Genomic DNA, 16,940 nt, shown 5'->3' on the forward strand with positions numbered 1-16,940 from the left:
CGCCGTAGTCGCCAGGCGTGTCGCGCGGGTTTCGGCTGGCAGCAGCCGAAACCCGCGTGGCCCGCTGCCCTTGCCGCGCGCCATGCGCGTCTGGCTAGGTTGGAGTTCATGGTCGGTCGTATCCCCGTCATGGACGTCACGCCCCTGGTCGACCTGGGCCGACAGCCCGCGAAGGCGACGGTGGGCGAGCCGTTCCCCGTCACCGCCAGCGTGTTCCGCGAGGGGCACGACCAACTGGGTGCCGAGGTCGTGCTGACGGACCCGGCCGGACGACGCCGGCCGCCGGTGCGGATGGTGCCGGACGCCGACGTGCCCGACCGGCACGTCGCCTGGGTGACCCCGGACTCCCCGGGTGCGTGGACCTTCGAGATCGCGGCCTGGTCGGATCCGGTCGCGACCTGGCAGCACGACACCGGCCTGAAGGTGCCGGCCGGCGTCGACGTCGAGCTGATGTTCACCGAGGGCCGGCTGCTGCTCGAGCGGGTCCGCGCGACCCTCGACCCGCGCGACCCGCACACCCCCGACGCGACCGCCGTACTGGGCGCCGGCATCGAGGCCGCCGCCGACGTCGCCCGCCCCGCCGCCGCCCGGCTCGCCGTACTCCAGGCGCCCGAGCTCGAGGCCGTGCTCACCGCCCACCCGCTGCGCGAGCTGCTCACCGTCGAGGGCCCCTACCCGGCGTACGCCGACCGCTCGAAGGCCCTGTGCAGCAGCTGGTACGAGTTCTTCCCCCGCTCCGAGGGCGCCACCAAGGACCCGAAGACCGGCAAGGTCACCAGCGGGAGCCTCCGGACCGCCGCGAAGCGGCTCGACGCCGTCGCGGCGATGGGCTTCGACGTCGTCTACCTGCCGCCCGTCCACCCGATCGGCGAGGTCAACCGCAAGGGCCCCAACAACACCCTCGACCCCGGCCCCGACGACACCGGCTCCCCGTGGGCGATCGGCTCCAGGTACGGCGGACACGACGCGATCCATCCCGATCTCGGCACGTTCGACGACTTCGACGCCTTCGTCGGCCGGGCGAACTCGCTCGGCCTCGAGGTCGCGCTCGACCTCGCGCTGCAGGCGGCACCCGACCACCCGTGGGTGACCAGCCATCCCGAGTGGTTCACGACCCGCGCCGACGGCACCATCGCCTACGCCGAGAACCCGCCCAAGAAGTACCAGGACATCTACCCGATCAACTTCGACAACGACCCGTCCGGCATCTGCCAGGAGGTGCTGCGGATCGTGCGGCTCTGGATGTCGCACGGCGTCCGGATCTTCCGCGTCGACAACCCGCACACCAAGCCGGTGGCCTTCTGGGAGTGGCTGCTCAAGGAGATCCGGCGCACCGACCCCGACGTCGTCTTCCTCTCCGAGGCGTTCACCCGGCCGGCGATGATGCACGCGCTCGGGGCGATCGGCTTCCACCAGAGCTACACCTACTTCACCTGGCGCAACACCAAGTGGGAGCTCGAGGACTACCTGCAGGAGCTCTCGCACCGCTCCGACCACCTGATGCGGCCGAACCTGTTCGTCAACACCCCCGACATCCTGCACGCCTACCTGCAGTACGGCGGCCCGGCGGCGTTCAAGATCCGGGCCACGATCGCCGCGACGGCGTCGCCGAGCTGGGGCGTGTACGCCGGCTTCGAGCTGTTCGAGCACGTGGCCGTGCGGCCCGGCAGCGAGGAGTACCTGGACTCGGAGAAGTACCAGATCCGGATCCGCGACTGGGACGCCGCCGAGCGCGAGGGGCGCTCGCTCGCGCCGTACCTCACCCGGCTGAACGAGATCCGGCGCGCGCACCCCGCCCTCCGGCTGCTGCGCAACCTCTCGATCCACTGGAGCGACGACGAGAACATCCTGGTGTTCAGCAAGCGGGCGACCTCCGGGGGTTTCGAGGCTCAGGCGCCAGGGCGCCTTCGCACCTCAACCACCGGCGGCAGCGCCAACGCGCCTTCCTCAACCACCGGCGGTAGCGCCAGCGCGCCTTCCTCAATCACCGAGGCTGCCGACGACGTCGTGATCGTGGTCGTCAACGTCGACCCGCACGCCGCGCGCGAGACGACGGTGCACCTCGACATGGCGGCACTCGGCCTGGGCGACACCGACTCGTTCGTCGTCCACGACGAGATCAGCGGTGCCGACTGGACGTGGAGCCAGCACAACTACGTGCGGCTCGATCCCTACCAGGAGCCGGCCCACGTGCTCACGGTGAGGAGCACCCGGTGACCCACGACGTGGCGCACAGCGAGGTGCTCGGCCAGAACACGCCGGAGTGGTTCAAGACCGCGGTGTTCTACGAGGTCCTGGTGCGGGCCTTCCGCGACTCAAACGCCGACGGCACCGGCGACTTCCGCGGGCTGGTCGAGAAGCTCGACTACCTCCAGTGGCTCGGCGTCGACTGCCTGTGGATCCCGCCGTTCTTCCCGAGCCCGCTGCGCGACGACGGGTACGACGTCGCCGACTACACCGGCGTGCACCCGGAGATCGGCACGATCGAGGACTTCCACTACTTCCTCGACGAGGCGCACAAGCGCGGCCTCCGGGTGATCATCGACTTCGTCATGAACCACACCAGTGACCAGCACGCATGGTTCCAGGCCTCCCGCTCCGACCCCGAGGGCCCGTACGGCGACTTCTACGTGTGGTCCGACAGCGACGAGCTGTACCAGGACGCCCGGATCATCTTCGTCGACACCGAGCCGTCGAACTGGACCTGGGACCCCGTGCGCCAGCAGTACTTCTGGCACCGGTTCTTCTCCCACCAGCCCGACCTCAACTTCGACAACCCGGCCGTGCACGACGCGATCCTCGACGCGATCCGGTTCTGGCTCGACATGGGCATGGACGGCTTCCGCCTCGACGCGGTCCCCTACCTCTACGAGCGGCCGGGGACCAACGGCGAGAACCTCCCGGAGACCCACGAGTTCCTCAAGAAGGTGCGCAAGGTCGTCGACGACGAGTACCCGGGCCGGGTCCTGCTCTGCGAGGCCAACCAGTGGCCGCAGGACGTCGTGGAGTACTTCGGCGACTTCGACGCCGGCGGCGACGAGTGCCACATGGCCTTCCACTTCCCGGTGATGCCGCGCATCTTCATGGCCGTGCGCCGCGAGTCGCGGTTCCCGATCTCGGAGATCCTCGAGCAGACGCCGCCGATCCCGGCGAAGTGCCAGTGGGGCATCTTCCTGCGCAACCACGACGAGCTGACCCTCGAGATGGTCACCGACGAGGACCGCGACTACATGTGGGGCGAGTACGCCAAGGACCCCCGCATGAAGGCCAACATCGGCATCCGGCGGCGGCTCGCCCCGCTGCTCGACAACGACACCAACCAGATGGAGCTCTTCAACGCGCTGCTGCTGTCGCTGCCCGGCTCGCCGGTGCTCTACTACGGCGACGAGATCGGCATGGGCGACAACATCTGGCTCGGCGACCGCGACGGCGTACGCACCCCGATGCAGTGGACCGCCGACCGCAACGCCGGCTTCTCGGCCGCCACGCCCGGCAAGCTCGACCGGCCGGTGATCCAGGACCCGGTCTTCGGGTACCAGTCGGTCAATGTCGAGGCTCAGCTCGAGAACTCCTCGTCGCTCCTGCACTGGACGCGGCGGATGATCCACGCACGCCGCAACCACCCGGCCTTCGGGCTGGGCGCCTTCCACGACCTCGGCGGCTCGAACCCGTCGGTGCTCTCCTACGTGCGCGAGCTCGCCGCGCCGGACGCCGACCCCGCCTCCGGCCCCGGCGCGGAGCAGGGGCAGGCGACCGGCGACCTGATCCTCTGCGTCAACAACCTCTCCCGCTTCCCGCAGCCGGTCGAGCTCGACCTGCGCCGCTACCAGGGCCGCCGCCCGGTCGAGCTGCTCGGCGGGGTGCCGTTCCCCGAGATCGGCGAGCTGCCCTACCTGCTGACCCTTGCCGGCTACGGCTTCTACTGGTTCCGGCTGACCGCCCCCGACACCGCTGCCCCGGCCGGCGACGAGGGGGTACTGCTGTGACCGAGACGCCCAGCCCGGGACCCGACGTGTTCGCGAGGTACCTGGAGCGCACCCGCTGGTTCGGCGGCAAGGGCCGGCCGTTCTCGATCGCCGGCGTACGCCGCATCGGCGAGCTGCCGCGGACCGCGGACGACCCGCGCGTGGTCGTCGACCTCGTCGAGGTCGGGTACGACGACGACCAGGGCGGCATCGAGGTCTACCAGGTGCCGCTGTCGCTCTACACCGACCCGGAGCCGCGGCTCGACCACGCGTTCGTCGGCTGGTGGGAGGAGCCGGCGTACGGCTGGGTGCATGCCTACGACGCGCTGCACGATCGCGAGGCGATGGCGCTCTGGCTCCGGGCCTTCGACCGTGCGGCCCGCGAGCCGGGCGGCAACCTCAACGACGAGAGCGGGCTGCGCTTCCACCGGATCGGCGAGCACGAGCTCGACCTCGAGACCCACTCGACCCTCTTCTCCGGCGAGCAGTCGAACTCGTCGGTGGCGTTCGGCGAGGACGCGCTGATGAAGGTCTTCCGCAAGATCACACCGGGCGTCAACCCCGACATCAGCGTGCACGACGTGCTCACCCGGGCGGGCTCCGAGCACATCGCGAGCCTCTACGGCTGGCTGGACTGGGTCGACGAGGGCGCCGATGAGGGCCAGGGCACCACCCTCCAGCTCGCGATGCTCCAGCAGTTCCTGCGCACCGCCAGCGACGGCTGGGACCTGGCGCTGGCGAGCGTCCGCAACCTCTACGCCGAGGCCGACCTGCATGCCTACGAGGCCGGTGGCGACTTCGCCGCGGAGGCCGAGCGCCTCGGTGTCGCGCTGCGCGAGGTGCACGACGTGCTGGCCGAGCACTTCCCCGTCGACCGGCTCGACGCCGCGGCCGTCGCCGGACTGGCCGACGAGATGGACACGCGGCTCGACCAGGCGCTGCCGGTGGTCCCCGAGCTCGCGGCCCACGCCGACGCCCTGCGCGCGGCGTACGACCGGCTCCGCGGGCTGCGCGACGTGGCGGTCCAACAGGTCCACGGCGACCTCCACCTCGGCCAGACGCTGCGCACCAGCCTGGGCTGGAAGATCGTCGACTTCGAGGGCGAGCCGGCCAAACCGCTGGCCGAGCGGCTCCGGCCCGACTCGCCATGGCGGGACGTCGCCGGGATGCTGCGCTCCTTCGACTACGCGCCGCACGTCGTCGAGCGGCAGTTCGCCGACGACCACCCCGACAACGCCGAGCAGCGCGCCTACCGCGCCGAGGAGTGGGCGCACCGCAACCGCAACCACTTCCTCACGGCGTACGCCGGCGGCGAGCTGAGCGACGACCAGCGGGCGCTGCTGGAGGCCTACGTCGCCGACAAGGCCGTCTACGAGACCGTCTACGAGACCCGCAACCGGCCGGCCTGGGTGGCGATCCCGCTCGAGGCCGTCGCGAGGATCGGAGCACCGTGAAGACGACACCCACCGCACTCGAGGTCGGCACCGCCGAGCTGCACCAGGTCGCCCACGGCGAGCACGGCGATCCGCACGGCGTGCTCGGGCCGCACCCCCACGACGGGGGCGTGACCGTCCGGGTGCTCAAGCCGCTCGCGTCCCGGGTCGAGGTGCGCTGGGACGGCGGCGAGGTCGAGCTGCACCACGAGCACGAGGGCATCTGGGTCGGCGTGCTCCCCGTGCCCGACGTGCCGGACTACCGGGTCGCGGTGTCCTACGACGCCGACGAGGTCGTGCTCGACGACCCCTACCGCTTCCTGCCCACGCTGGGCGAGGTCGACCTGCACCTGATCAACGAGGGCCGCCACGAGCAGCTGTGGGAGGTCCTCGGCGCCCGGGTGCACCACTACCCGGGCGCGCTCGAGCCGGTCGTCGGCACGTCGTTCGCGGTGTGGGCGCCGTCCGCGCGCGCCGTCCGGGTCAAGGCCGACTTCAACAGCTGGGACGGCCGCGAGCACCCGATGCGCCAGCTCGGGACGTCCGGCGTGTGGGAGCTGTTCGTGCCGAACGTCGGCACCGGCACGGCCTACAAGTTCGTGATCCTCGGCCCCGACGGACAGTGGCGCGAGAAGGCCGACCCGATGGCGTTCTGGGCCGAGCGGCCCGCCGACACCGCGTCGAAGGTGTTCGAGTCGTCCTACGAGTGGGGCGACGACGCGTGGCTCGCGGACCGCCCGGACCGCTCCCCCGTCCGCGAGCCGATGAGCATCTACGAGATGCACCTGGGCTCCTGGAAGAAGCATCACGACGGTCGCTACTGGTCCTGGGCCGAGCTCGCCGACGAGCTCCCGGCGTACGTCGCGGGGCTGGGCTTCACCCACGTCGAGCTGATGCCGGTGATGCAGCATCCGTTCGGTGGCTCCTGGGGCTACCACGTGACGTCGTACTTCGCGCCGGACTCGCGGTTCGGCGACCCCGACGGCTTCCGCCTGCTCGTCGACCGGCTGCACCAGGCCGGCGTCGGCGTCATCCTCGACTGGGTGCCCGGCCACTTCGCGACCGACGAGTGGGCGCTCGCGCGCTTCGACGGCACCCCGCTCTACGAGGACCCCAACCCGCAGCGCGGCTGGCACAAGGAGTGGGGCTCCCACATCTTCAACTTCGGCCGGCGCGAGGTGCGCAACTTCCTCTACGCCAACGCGCTGTACTGGCTCGAGGAGTTCCACGCCGACGGGCTGCGCGTCGACGGCGTCGCGTCGATGCTCTACCTCGACTACGCCCGCCAGGAGGGCGAGTGGACGCCGAACGTGCACGGCGGCCACGAGAACCTCGAGGCGGTGCAGTTCCTCCAGGAGATGAACGCCACCGTCTACAAGCGGGTGCCCGGTATCACCACGATCGCCGAGGAGTCGACGTCGTGGCCCGGCGTCACCCGGCCCACGTCGGCCGACGGGCTCGGCTTCGGCTTCAAGTGGAACATGGGCTGGATGCACGACTCGCTCGACTACCTGGCCCACGAGCCGGTGCACCGGGCCTACCACCACGGCGAGATGACGTTCTCGCTCGTCTACGCGTTCTCCGAGAACTACGTGCTGCCGCTCAGCCACGACGAGGTCGTGCACGGCAAGGGCTCGCTGCTGCGCAAGATGCCCGGCGACCGGTGGCAGCAGCTCGCGAACCTGCGCGCCTACCTGGGCTTCATGTGGGCGCACCCCGGCAAGCAGCTGCTGTTCATGGGCAGCGAGCTCGGGCAGGAGTCGGAGTGGGCCGAGTCGCGCGAGCTCGACTGGTGGCTCCTCGACCACCCGGAGCACCGGGGCGTCTCGACGCTCGTGCGCGACCTCAACGCGGCGTACGTCGGCTCGCCGGCGGTGTGGCAGCTCGACGGCAACCCGGCCGGCTTCCAATGGATCGACGCCAACGACGCCGGCCGCAACGTCTTCTCGTTCGTACGCCGCGGCGCCGAGGGCTCGCCCGAGGTGGTGTGCGTGTCCAACTTCGCCGCCGTGCCCCACGACGACTACCGGCTCGGGCTGCCGGCGGCCGGCGAGTGGGACGAGATCGTCAACACCGACGCCGAGTCCTACACCGGCTCGGGCGTGGGCAACCTCGGCTCGGTCACCGCCGTCGAGGGCGAGTGGTCGGGGCAGCCGGCCCACGCCACGATCGTGGTGCCGCCGCTGGCGACGGTGTGGTTGCGGCGGCGGGAGGGCGGTGCGGGTTTCGGCTGACCGCCGGGACCGCTGTGACTGGTGCGGCCGCCCGGCGTACGCCGGCTCGCTAGGGTTACGGCGTGACCGACCCGACGACCACCGTGACGACGGTCGCGGAGGGGATCGCCCGGATCGCGTGGAGCGACGACGAGCCGATCGACGTCATCCGGCACAACGTGGTCGCCGCGCTCGCCGACCACGCCCGCGTCGAGGCGCTGATCGACCCCGACGACGAGGGCGCGCAGCGGGCGGCGACCTGGTCGGGGCTGCGCCGCGAGGGCGTGATGCGCGGCGTCACCGTCGGCGGGGCGCCGGTCGACCGGATCGTCTACGCCCGGCTCGCGACCGACACCCCGCTGCACGAGCCGGAGGGATTCCGGGCGCTGCTCAACTCCTTCCTGCCCCGCAAGCGCGCGATCGGCCAGATGCTGATCCGCGACCATGACGGCCGGGTGCTGCTGTGCAGCCTGACCTACAAGACCGACTGGGACCTGCCCGGCGGCGTGGTCGAGGTCAACGAGGCGCCCCGCGAGGCGGTCGCGCGGGAGATCGAGGAGGAGCTCGGTCTCGAGATCCCGGCCGGCCCGCTGGTGCTCACCGACTGGCTCCCGGCGTGGAGCGGCTGGGACGACGCGCTGTGCCTGGTCTTCGACGGCGGCCGCCACGACGCCGCCCTCACCGACACCATCGTCCGCGAGGCCCGGGAGATCCGGACCGCGGAGTTCTGCACGGTCGACCAGGTGCACGAGCGCTGCGCCGACTTCACCGCCCGCCGCATCGAGGCCGCCCTGGCCAACCTGGCCGCCGGCGGCGGCCCGGCGTACACCGAGTCCGGCCGCTGAGCCGAGTTGGCGCCAGATTCTCGCCGAGCCGGCGCCAGATTGCGGGTGTGCCTGAAATCTGGCGCCCACTCGGCCTTGACTACGGGCGTAACGTTGATTACATGATTACAGATGAACTGAGGGAGCGCGTGACGGGCTGGTTCGCCGGCCGACTCCCGGCGGACTGGCAGCCCGCCGACGTCACCGTCGACCGCGAGGAGATCACGGTCGTGCTGACCATCGCCGACGTCGAGACCGAAGGGTCCGACGCGGCCGTCGCCGAGGCGCGGGCGGGTCGCGCGTCGGCGTTCCGCGAGGACACCCGCGAGCAGCGGATGGAGATCGCCCAGGAGGCGCAGCACCGGTTCGAGCGCAAGGTCTCGTGGGGACTGGCGATCGGGGAGCGACGCGAGCTCTGGACCCACGTCTCCGCCCCGGTGATGACACGGCTCCGACAGCCGCAGCGCGTGGTGCTCGACACGCTGGTCGACGCGGGTGTGGCCAAGTCGCGGTCCGAGGCGCTCGCCTGGTGCGTCCGCCTGGTCGGGCAGCACGAGGACGACTGGCTCACGGAGCTGCGCGAGGCGATGAGCGGTGTCGCCGACGTACGCGCGAAGGGTCCCGCCGCCTGACCCGTACCCCTAGATTGACCGCATGCGCTTCCTGCTGAACGTCATCTGGCTCCTGCTCTGCGGCATCTGGATGGCGCTCGGGTACGTCGTCGCCGGGGTCATCTGCTGCATCCTGATCATCACGATCCCGTTCGGGATCGCGTCGTTCCGGATCGCGGCCTATGCCCTGTGGCCCTTCGGCCGCACGGTCATCCGGCAGCCGACCGCGGGCTTCTGGTCGGCGATCGGCAACGTGATCTGGGTGGTGGTCGCCGGCATCTGGCTCGCGCTCGGGCACATCGTGACCGGCGTCCTGCTCTGCATCACGATCATCGGCATCCCGCTGGGCGTGGCGAACTTCAAGATGATCCCGGTCTCCCTGCTGCCGCTGGGCCGCCAGATCGTGCGCATCGACGAGGTCACGACCCGGCCGACGACGGCCTGACGGCCTCAGAAGAGCGCCGAGGCCAGGTTCTGCCGGCCGCGCAGCACCCGCGGGTCGTCGTTGCCGACCGCACCGAACAGGCCGAGCAGGTGCTCGCGCGCCCGGTCGCGGTCGTCGCCGGAGGTACGCCGCACCAGGTCGACGAGCCGGTTGAACGCGTCGTCGACGTGCCCGCCGAGCATGTCGAGGTCGGCCACCAGGGTCTGCGCGTCGACGTCGTCGGGGCTCTCGGCCGCGGCGGCGCGGGCGGTGTTCAGGTCGACGCCCTGGGTGCGCTGGAGCACCTTCGCCATCGCCAGGCCGGCCGCGGCCTCCGCGTCGGCGGGGTTGGCGTCGACGAGCTTCTGGTACTCCGCGACCGCGCGGTCGACGTCCCCCTCGCCCAGCGCGTCCTGCGCGGCGGCGTACCGCGGGTCGACGGCCGGCTCGCCGTCGGCGTCCGCCTCGCCGGCGACCATGCGCGGCTGGTGCCGGCCGGCGATGCCGTTGGCGGTGAGCTGCTGCATCACCTGGGTGATCTGCGCCCGGAGCTGGTCGAGCGGGAGCACGTCCTGGAGCAGCGGGGCCGGCCGGCCGTCGAGCACGGCGACCACCAACGGGATCGACGGGATCTGCATCGCCTGCGCGATCTGCGGGGCCGCGTCGATGTCGACGAGCCCGACCAGGAAGCGGCCCTCGAACTCCCCGGACAGCGTCTCGAGGTCGCGCGCCAGGTCGGCGCTCTCGGGCATCCGGGTCGGCGAGTAGAAGACCAGGAAGACCGGCGCGGTCATCGATGCCTCGAGCGTCGACTGGAAGTTCTGCTCGGTGAGCTGGACGGCGTACGACGAGCCGGTCGACGCCCCGTCGGCGGCACCGCCGGGGGCGCCGCCGGGAGCCGCGGCCTTCAGGCCGGACAGGTCGACGGCACCGGGACGGGAGAACGGCTGCTGGCTCATGGACCCAATCCTAGGGAGATCACGCCAGGCCGAGTTCCACGGCCTCCTCATGCAGCTCCTCGCGCACGCTCGGGTGCGCGGCGTGCTCGATCAGCTGACGGGCCTGCTCGCGCTGGTCGTGGCCGACGATCTCGGCGACTCCCTGCTCCGTCACGACCGCGGTCATCTGGAACGACGTCACCGGCTCGTCGACCAGCGGCACGATCGTCGAGCAGTCGGCCTTGGGGTGCCACGAGCGCAGCGCGATGAACGCCTGGCCGCCGGCACTGTGCATCGCGCCGACGAAGAAGTCGGTCTGGCCGCCGAAACCGGAGTGGATCCGGGCCCCGATCCGCGAGGCGTTCGCCTGGGCGAAGAGGTCGACCTGCAGCGCCGTGTTCACGCTGACCATCGACGGGTTCTGGGCGATCCGGGCCGGGCTGTTGGTGACCTCGGTGCGGGCCATCGCGATCCGCTCGTTGCCGTCGACCCACTCCAGCAGCTCCGGCGACCCGAAGAGGAACGACGCCGTGATCGGCACGTTCCGGTCCAGCGCGCCGACCTTCTCGAGCGCGAAGATGCTGTCGGAGAACATCTCGGTCCACACCCGCAGCCCGCTGCGGTCGCGCAGCCCGGTCAGCGTCGCGTCGGGGACGGCGCCGATGCCCGCCTGCAGCGTCGACCCGTCGGTGACCCGCTCGGCGACCAGCTCGCCGATGCGGGCCGACGCGTCGTCGATCGCGGTGACCGGGGCGGTCGGCAGCGGTGCGTCGGCGTCCACGAGGACGTCGACCAGGTCCAGGTCGACGAGCGCGTCGCCGTACGTCCAGGGCATCCGGTCGTTGACCTGCGCGATCACGATGCCGCCGCGGCGCTTGGCGGCCTCCAGCGCGGCGGGCAGCACGTTGACCTCCACCCCGAGCGAGACCTTGCCGCCGCGCGGCCGGGTCGTGTGCAGCACCACGGCGTCCGGCGGGAGCTGGCGGCCGAAGAGCGTCGGCACCATCGACAGCCGCGACGGCACGTAGCTCAGCCGCGGGCTGCGCCGCTGGCCCGGCCCGACGAACGACGTCTCCAGGGTGACGCCGTCGCGGTCCGGCAGTCCGGGCTGGCCGTTGAGCGTCCAGAGCCGGTAGGAGTCCAGCGCCGCGTCGACCAGGCCGACCGTGTGCCACGGGATGGCGTGGTTACCGGTGACGACGATGCGGGGGTTGTCGGGCAGGCGGGTCAGGGCGTCGGCGAGGTCCACGACCCGATTCCACCAGAGAGCCGCCGCTCAGGCACGGGTCGTTGGTCTCTTAGAAGCGGGCCGGCTCGCGGTACTCCCCCCACTCCGCGCGCAGCGCGTCGCAGATCTCCCCCAGGGTGGCCTCGGCGCGGCAGGCGTCGAGCATCGGCTCGATGAGGTTCTCGTCGGCGCGGGCGGCGTCGACCATCCGGGTCAGGGCCGCCCGGACGGCGGCGTCGTCGCGAGCGGTACGACGGGCGGCGAGCGTGCGCACCTGCTCGACCTCGACCTCGTGGGAGACCCGCAGGATCTCCAGCTCGTGGGTCACCGACTCCTCGTGGCAGTTGACGCCGACGATCCTCTTGTCGCGCTTCTCGAGCGCCACCTGGTACTGGAAGGCCGCCTCGGCGATCTCCGACATGAACCAGCCCTCCTCGATGCCGCGCAGCAGGCCGCGGGTGACGAGCCACTCGCCGCCCCGGACGGCCTCGGCGATCCGCTCGGGCTGGTCGGAGGTCAGCGTGGAGCCGCCCATCGCGAGGATCCTGTCGAAGATCGCAGTCGCCTCGGCCTCGATCCGGTCGGTGAGCGCCTCGACGTACCAGGAGCCGCCGAGCGGGTCGGCGACGTTGACGACGCCGGTCTCCTCCATGATCACCTGCTGGGTGCGCAGCGCGATCTCCGCGGCCTGCTCACTGGGCAGCGCGAGCGTCTCGTCAAGGGCGTTGGTGTGCAGCGAGTTGGTGCCGCCGAGCACCGCCGAGAGCGCCTCGATGCCGGTGCGCACGACGTTGTTGTAGGGCTGCTGCGCGGTGAGCGAGACGCCGGCGGTCTGGGTGTGGAACCGCAGCCACTGCGCCTTCTCCGACGTCGCGCCGTAGACGTCGCGCATCCAGCGCGCCCAGATCCGGCGGGCGGCGCGGAACTTCGCGATCTCCTCGAAGAAGTCCACGTGCGCGTCGAAGAAGAACGACAGCCCGGGCGCGAAGACGTCGACGTCGAGGCCCCGCGACAGCCCCAGCTCGACGTACCCGAACCCGTCGGCGAGGGTGAACGCGAGCTCCTGCGCGGCCGTCGAGCCGGCCTCGCGGATGTGGTAGCCGGAGACCGAGAGCGGCTTGTACGCCGGGATGCTCGCGGCGCAGTACTCCATCAGGTCGCCGATCAGCTTCAGGTGCGGCTCGGGCGCGAAGAGCCACTCCTTCTGGGCGATGTACTCCTTGAAGATGTCGGTCTGGAGCGTGCCGTTGAGCGTGCTGGTGTCGACGCCGGCGCGCTCGGCGGCGACCAGCATCATGCAGAAGACCGGCACGGCGGGGCCGCTGATCGTCATCGACGTCGTGACGTCGCCGAGGTCGATGCCGTCGAAGAGCACCTCCATGTCGGCGACGGAGTCGATCGCGACGCCGCAGTGCCCGACCTCGCCGAGCGCCTTCGGGTCGTCGGAGTCGCGGCCCATCAGCGTGGGCATGTCGAAGGCCACCGAGAGGCCACCCCCGCCGCGGCCGAGGATCATCCGGTAGCGCTCGTTGGTCTGCTGGGCGTTGCCGAAGCCGGCGAACTGGCGGATCGTCCACGTTCGTCCGCGATAGCCGGTCGGGTAGAGGCCGCGGGTGAACGGGAACTCGCCGGGCCACTCGGAGTCGTCGGTGCCGTACGCCGGGGCCAGCTCGACGCCGCTCAGCGTCGTGAAGTCCGCGTCGCGGACCCGGGCACTCTCGTAGCGCCGCTGCCAGCGGGCTCGTGCGTTCTCGCTCATGCCGAAATACTAGGACGTCCTACTAATTCCACCAAGCCGACGGACGACGTCCAGAAGATCGGGTATTGCCACCCCTGACTCCGCTCCGGTAGGACGGACTCCGGCGCCGCCCGCCACGAGCGGGTCGCACTCGGCCGGCGCCATCCTCGGGAGGACACATGAAGAGAAAGCTCCTGCCATTCGGGGTCGCCCTCGCCACCTGCGCGGCCGGTCTCCTGATCCCGTCGGGCGCATCATCCGCAGCGCCATCGACCACTGCGGACCGGGCCGCACCCAGCGACGTACGCGAGATCTCGCCCGACGCGAAGTACTCGACCAAGGGGCTCGCCATGCGGCGCGCCCAGGCGCGTGCCAACACGCTCGCCGCGGCGGCCACGCCACCGGTGGGCACCACGCGGTCGTGGCTGGCGCTCGACGACTTCAACGGGCGGCTGTACCTCAAGCCGTACACGCTGAAGGGCGTCGGCGACAAGATCGAGGTCTGGGTCGCCGACGACACCTCCTTCCCCGCCGGCGACTGCCGCGGCACGGCCAGCACCGAGGTCACCCAGGCCCAGGTGGACCGCCTGATCAGCGAGTTCGACGGCAACATGTACCCGAAGGAGACCGCGACCTTCAGCACCCCGCCGGACCTCGACGGCACGAACGCCCAGATCGCCGGCGACTACACCGGCGACGGCGACAACACCGTCGCGCTCGTCGACAACGTGCGTGACGACAACTACTACGACTTCCCGGCGGCCTCGACCTACATCGCGGGGTTCTTCTCGTCGCAGTTCAACGACCTGGTCGACCGCAACGTGATGACCATCGACGCCTACGACTGGGCGCACCGCACCGGCGAGAACCCGCCGGACGAGCCGACGACGGATCCGTGCACCAGCCGGCCCGCGCGGCCCAACCTCTACGAGGGCACCTTCGCCCACGAGTGGCAGCACCTGCTGCACCACTACACCGACCCGTTCGAGGGCAACTGGATCAACGAGGGTCTCTCCGACTTCGCCCAGACGCTCGTCGGGTACGTCGACGCGACCAAGACCGTCGACCAGCCGGGCGCCGACAGCCACCTCTACTGCTTCCAGGGCTTCGGCACCGTGCAGACGCCGTACAACCCCAACCCGCGTGACTGCGGCGGCGCCCAGAACTCCCTGACCCTGTGGGGCGAGGACCCCAACCCGGCGGCCGTGCTGGCCGACTACGGCAACGCCTACTCGATGATGCTCTATCTCTACGACCGCTTCGGCACGGAGTTCATGTCGGCGCTGCACCGCGACGGCACCTACCAGGGCATGGCCAGCCTCGCCCACGAGCTCCAGGCCGAGGGCATCGACGATCCCTACCGGGTCGTGCACCAGTACCAGTCGATGGTGCTGCTGGACCGGATCGTCGGCGACGCCAAGCACTCCGTCGTGCTCGGCGCCGACAAGCGCGTGGTCACGACGCCGAGCCTGCGCTCGACGGTCAACCTCGACAACCCCGAGTCCTACGACACCCCGGGCGCCGCACCCAACGGCGCCGACTACGTCGTCCTGCGCGGGGCGAACGGCGAGACGCTCAAGGGCGCCAAGCTCCGGTCGCTGGTCTTCGACGGCGCCGCGACGCTGCCGACGCAGCCGCTGCTGTGGACCACGGTGACCAACGACCCCGACCGCCCGGGCGACTCCGTGCTCTGGTCGGGCAACGCCAACAACCTCGACGCCGCGGCCGTGGCCGAGGTCACCGTGCCCGCGGCCGACCCGACGCTACGGTTCCTCGCCAAGTACGGCGCGGAGCTCGGCTACGACTACGGCTACGTGCAGGTCTCGACCGACGGTGGCAAGACCTACACGTCGATCGCCGGAGACAAGACGGTCGACGGGCCCTTCGGCCCGGCCCTCAACGGGACCACGAACGGCTTCGAGCCGCACACCTTCGACCTGTCGGCGTACGCCGGCCAGACGGTGCTGATCAGCTTCCGCTACGTCAGCGACGGCGGTGTCAACGAGGGCGGCCTGCTCCTCGACGACATCGCGGTCGGCGGCACGACCGTCAGCGACGGCTCGAGTCTCGCGCCGTTCCGGTCCCCGACGCAGATCCACCCGCAGGAGGTCCAGAACTGGAACCTCAAGCTGGTCGGCATCCGCGACCGGGGCCGGCCGACGGTGCTCCAGGTGGAGTTCGACGGCAAGCGGCACGTCGACCTGAACCGGCTCGAGCTGGTGGCGGCGGCACCGTTCGAGAAGGTCGTCGCGATCGTGGCGACCGACGACCCGACCGAGCTCGTCCAGCAGTTCGCGCCGTACACCCTGAAGGTCAACGGCGTGACCCAGCCGGGCGGCGCCTGAGCCGGCGGGTCTGACCACGGAGCCGTCCGCCACGGACCAGCGCCGCGGCGGGCGGCTCCGGGCGTCCGGGTGCTGGAGTGCCCCGCGTCGATGCATCCCCTGGTTTCGACGCGCCCGTCGCGCCCTCGCAGGCTCGGGCGCGGGGCTTGCTCAACCTGGCCGACCCACGGCCCCGACCTCGTTCCTCGGTCGGCCCCGAGTCGTCTCAAACCTGGCCGACCCACGGCCCCGACCTCGTTCCTCGGTCGGCCCGGGTCGTCTCAGAAGTCCCCGGCCGCCTTGCGGACCGGTGTCAGCAGTGCCGAGACCTGCTCGAGCTCCGGATCCGACAGCGCGCCGAGCGCGAAGCCGGCGTCGATGAGATCGCGGGTCGCCACCTCCACGAGCGCGCGGCCCTCGGGCGTGATCTCGGCCAGCACCGCGCGACCGTCGTCGGGGTGTGCGCGGCGTACGACGAGGCCGGCCGCCTCCAGGCGCCGGACGATCGAGGTGACCGAGGTGGGGTGCACCTGCAGCCGCTCCCCCATCTTGCCCAGCGGCAGCGAGCCCCGGGAGGAGAAGGTCAGCAGCACCAGCGCCTCGTAGCGCGCGAAGGTCAGTCCGTGCGGCTTAAGGATGGAATCGAGGCGCCCGATCAGCAGCTGCTGCACGCGCATCAGCGAGGTGACCGCGTGCATGGCGGGCACGCCGTCCCAGCGCTTGCCCCACTGGCGGGCGGCTTCGTCGATCGGGTCGAAGGGCAGGGCCACGAGGGTGAGGTTAGTTGAACCCGCCTCCGGGCAGGCCGGGAGCGCCGCGGAACCCGCCGGATCGCGAGGTCTCGATCACAGGAGCGGTCCGTCCGTCGCGGGCCGCCGAGAGGGGCTCAGCCTCGAGGCTCAGGCGCGCAGGATCTTCTCCATCGACCTGCCCTTGGCGAGCTCGTCGACGAGCTTGTCGAGGTAGCGGATCTGCTGCATCAGCGGGTCCTCGACGTCCTCGACGCGGATGCCGCAGACGACGCCGGTGATCGCGGACGCGTGCGGGTTGAGGTGGGCCTGGGCGAAGAAGTCCTCGAACGTCGTCCCCGCGGCCAGATGCTCCCCCAGCGCGGCCTCGTCGAATCCGGTGAGCCACTCGATCACCTGGTCGACCTCGGCCTTCGTGCGGCCCTTCTTCTCCGCCTTCGTCACGTACAGGGGATAGACCGACGCGAAGCTGGTGGTGAAGATCCGGCTCATG

At 71.1% G+C, this 16,940-nt stretch carries 13 protein-coding genes; 8 read left to right on the forward strand and 5 right to left on the reverse strand.

The annotated features are described in order from the left end of the window. Nucleotides 1–108: 108 nt before the first annotated feature. From KM427_RS17875 to KM427_RS17905, 7 genes are all read left to right on the forward strand, one after another. Nucleotides 109–2,217, forward strand: coding sequence for an alpha-1,4-glucan--maltose-1-phosphate maltosyltransferase (locus tag KM427_RS17875; RefSeq protein WP_252274625.1), 2,109 nt, complete (start codon nt 109–111; stop codon nt 2,215–2,217). Next, on the forward strand, nt 2,214–3,986 hold the full coding sequence (treS, locus tag KM427_RS17880; protein ID WP_252274628.1) for a maltose alpha-D-glucosyltransferase: 1,773 nt from the start codon (nt 2,214–2,216) through the stop codon (nt 3,984–3,986). The genes KM427_RS17875 and treS overlap by 4 nt, the downstream gene beginning before the upstream one ends. Beyond that, entirely contained in the window at nt 3,983–5,419 is a 1,437-nt protein-coding gene (locus KM427_RS17885) for a maltokinase N-terminal cap-like domain-containing protein (protein WP_215524782.1), read from the forward strand. The genes treS and KM427_RS17885 overlap by 4 nt, the downstream gene beginning before the upstream one ends. Beyond that, a complete protein-coding gene (gene glgB / locus KM427_RS17890; protein ID WP_215524783.1) occupies nt 5,416–7,632 on the forward strand; it encodes a 1,4-alpha-glucan branching protein GlgB in 2,217 nt (738 codons plus the stop codon). Before KM427_RS17885 ends, glgB begins: the two co-directional genes overlap by 4 nt. A 62-nt stretch (nt 7,633–7,694) precedes the next feature. Further along, nucleotides 7,695–8,456 carry an NUDIX hydrolase gene (locus KM427_RS17895; RefSeq protein ID WP_183593464.1) on the forward strand — a complete coding sequence of 254 codons (762 nt, stop codon included), beginning with the start codon at nt 7,695–7,697 and terminating at the stop codon, nt 8,454–8,456. 101 nt (nt 8,457–8,557) lie between these two features. Beyond that, the gene (gene abmR / locus KM427_RS17900; protein ID WP_215524784.1) at nt 8,558–9,067 is read left to right on the forward strand and encodes an ATP-binding transcription factor AbmR; all 510 of its coding nucleotides are present in this window, start codon (nt 8,558–8,560) and stop codon (nt 9,065–9,067) included. A 22-nt stretch (nt 9,068–9,089) separates the two neighbouring features. Beyond that, entirely contained in the window at nt 9,090–9,491 is a 402-nt protein-coding gene (locus KM427_RS17905) for a YccF domain-containing protein (RefSeq protein WP_215524785.1), read from the forward strand. Between the two features lie 5 nt (nt 9,492–9,496). Here the strand turns inward: KM427_RS17905 and KM427_RS17910 are convergent, their stop codons facing one another. Genes KM427_RS17910 through icmA form a run of 3 tightly spaced genes read right to left on the reverse strand, consistent with a single transcriptional unit; the run spans nt 9,497 to nt 13,395 of the window. Further along, complete coding sequence (locus KM427_RS17910; RefSeq protein WP_183593462.1) at nt 9,497–10,429, reverse strand: tetratricopeptide repeat protein; 933 nt, start codon at nt 10,427–10,429, stop codon at nt 9,497–9,499. A 19-nt stretch (nt 10,430–10,448) separates the two neighbouring features. Further along, on the reverse strand, nt 10,449–11,657 hold the full coding sequence (locus KM427_RS17915) for an acetyl-CoA hydrolase/transferase family protein (protein ID WP_215524786.1): 1,209 nt from the start codon (nt 11,655–11,657) through the stop codon (nt 10,449–10,451). A gap of 49 nt (nt 11,658–11,706) precedes the next feature. After that, complete coding sequence (gene icmA / locus KM427_RS17920) at nt 11,707–13,395, reverse strand: coenzyme B12-dependent isobutyryl-CoA mutase large subunit (RefSeq protein ID WP_215524787.1); 1,689 nt, start codon at nt 13,393–13,395, stop codon at nt 11,707–11,709. Nucleotides 13,396–13,553: 158 nt separating this feature from the next. On the opposite strand from icmA, the gene KM427_RS17925 reads away from it, so the two are divergent. Beyond that, on the forward strand, nt 13,554–15,719 hold the full coding sequence (locus KM427_RS17925; protein ID WP_183593459.1) for a choice-of-anchor J domain-containing protein: 2,166 nt from the start codon (nt 13,554–13,556) through the stop codon (nt 15,717–15,719). 260 nt (nt 15,720–15,979) lie between these two features. Here KM427_RS17925 and KM427_RS17930 read toward each other — a convergent pair whose 3' ends face one another. Next, a complete protein-coding gene (locus KM427_RS17930; RefSeq protein WP_215524788.1) occupies nt 15,980–16,468 on the reverse strand; it encodes a MarR family winged helix-turn-helix transcriptional regulator in 489 nt (162 codons plus the stop codon). 129 nt (nt 16,469–16,597) lie between these two features. Next, nucleotides 16,598–16,939 (reverse strand): DUF2200 domain-containing protein, encoded by a 342-nt coding sequence (locus tag KM427_RS17935; protein ID WP_183593457.1) that lies wholly within the window; start codon nt 16,937–16,939, stop codon nt 16,598–16,600. Nucleotide 16,940: the final 1 nt, after the last annotated feature.

The organism is Nocardioides sp. LMS-CY (genome assembly GCF_018732145.1).
GTDB classification, from domain to species: domain Bacteria; phylum Actinomycetota; class Actinomycetes; order Propionibacteriales; family Nocardioidaceae; genus Nocardioides; species Nocardioides soli.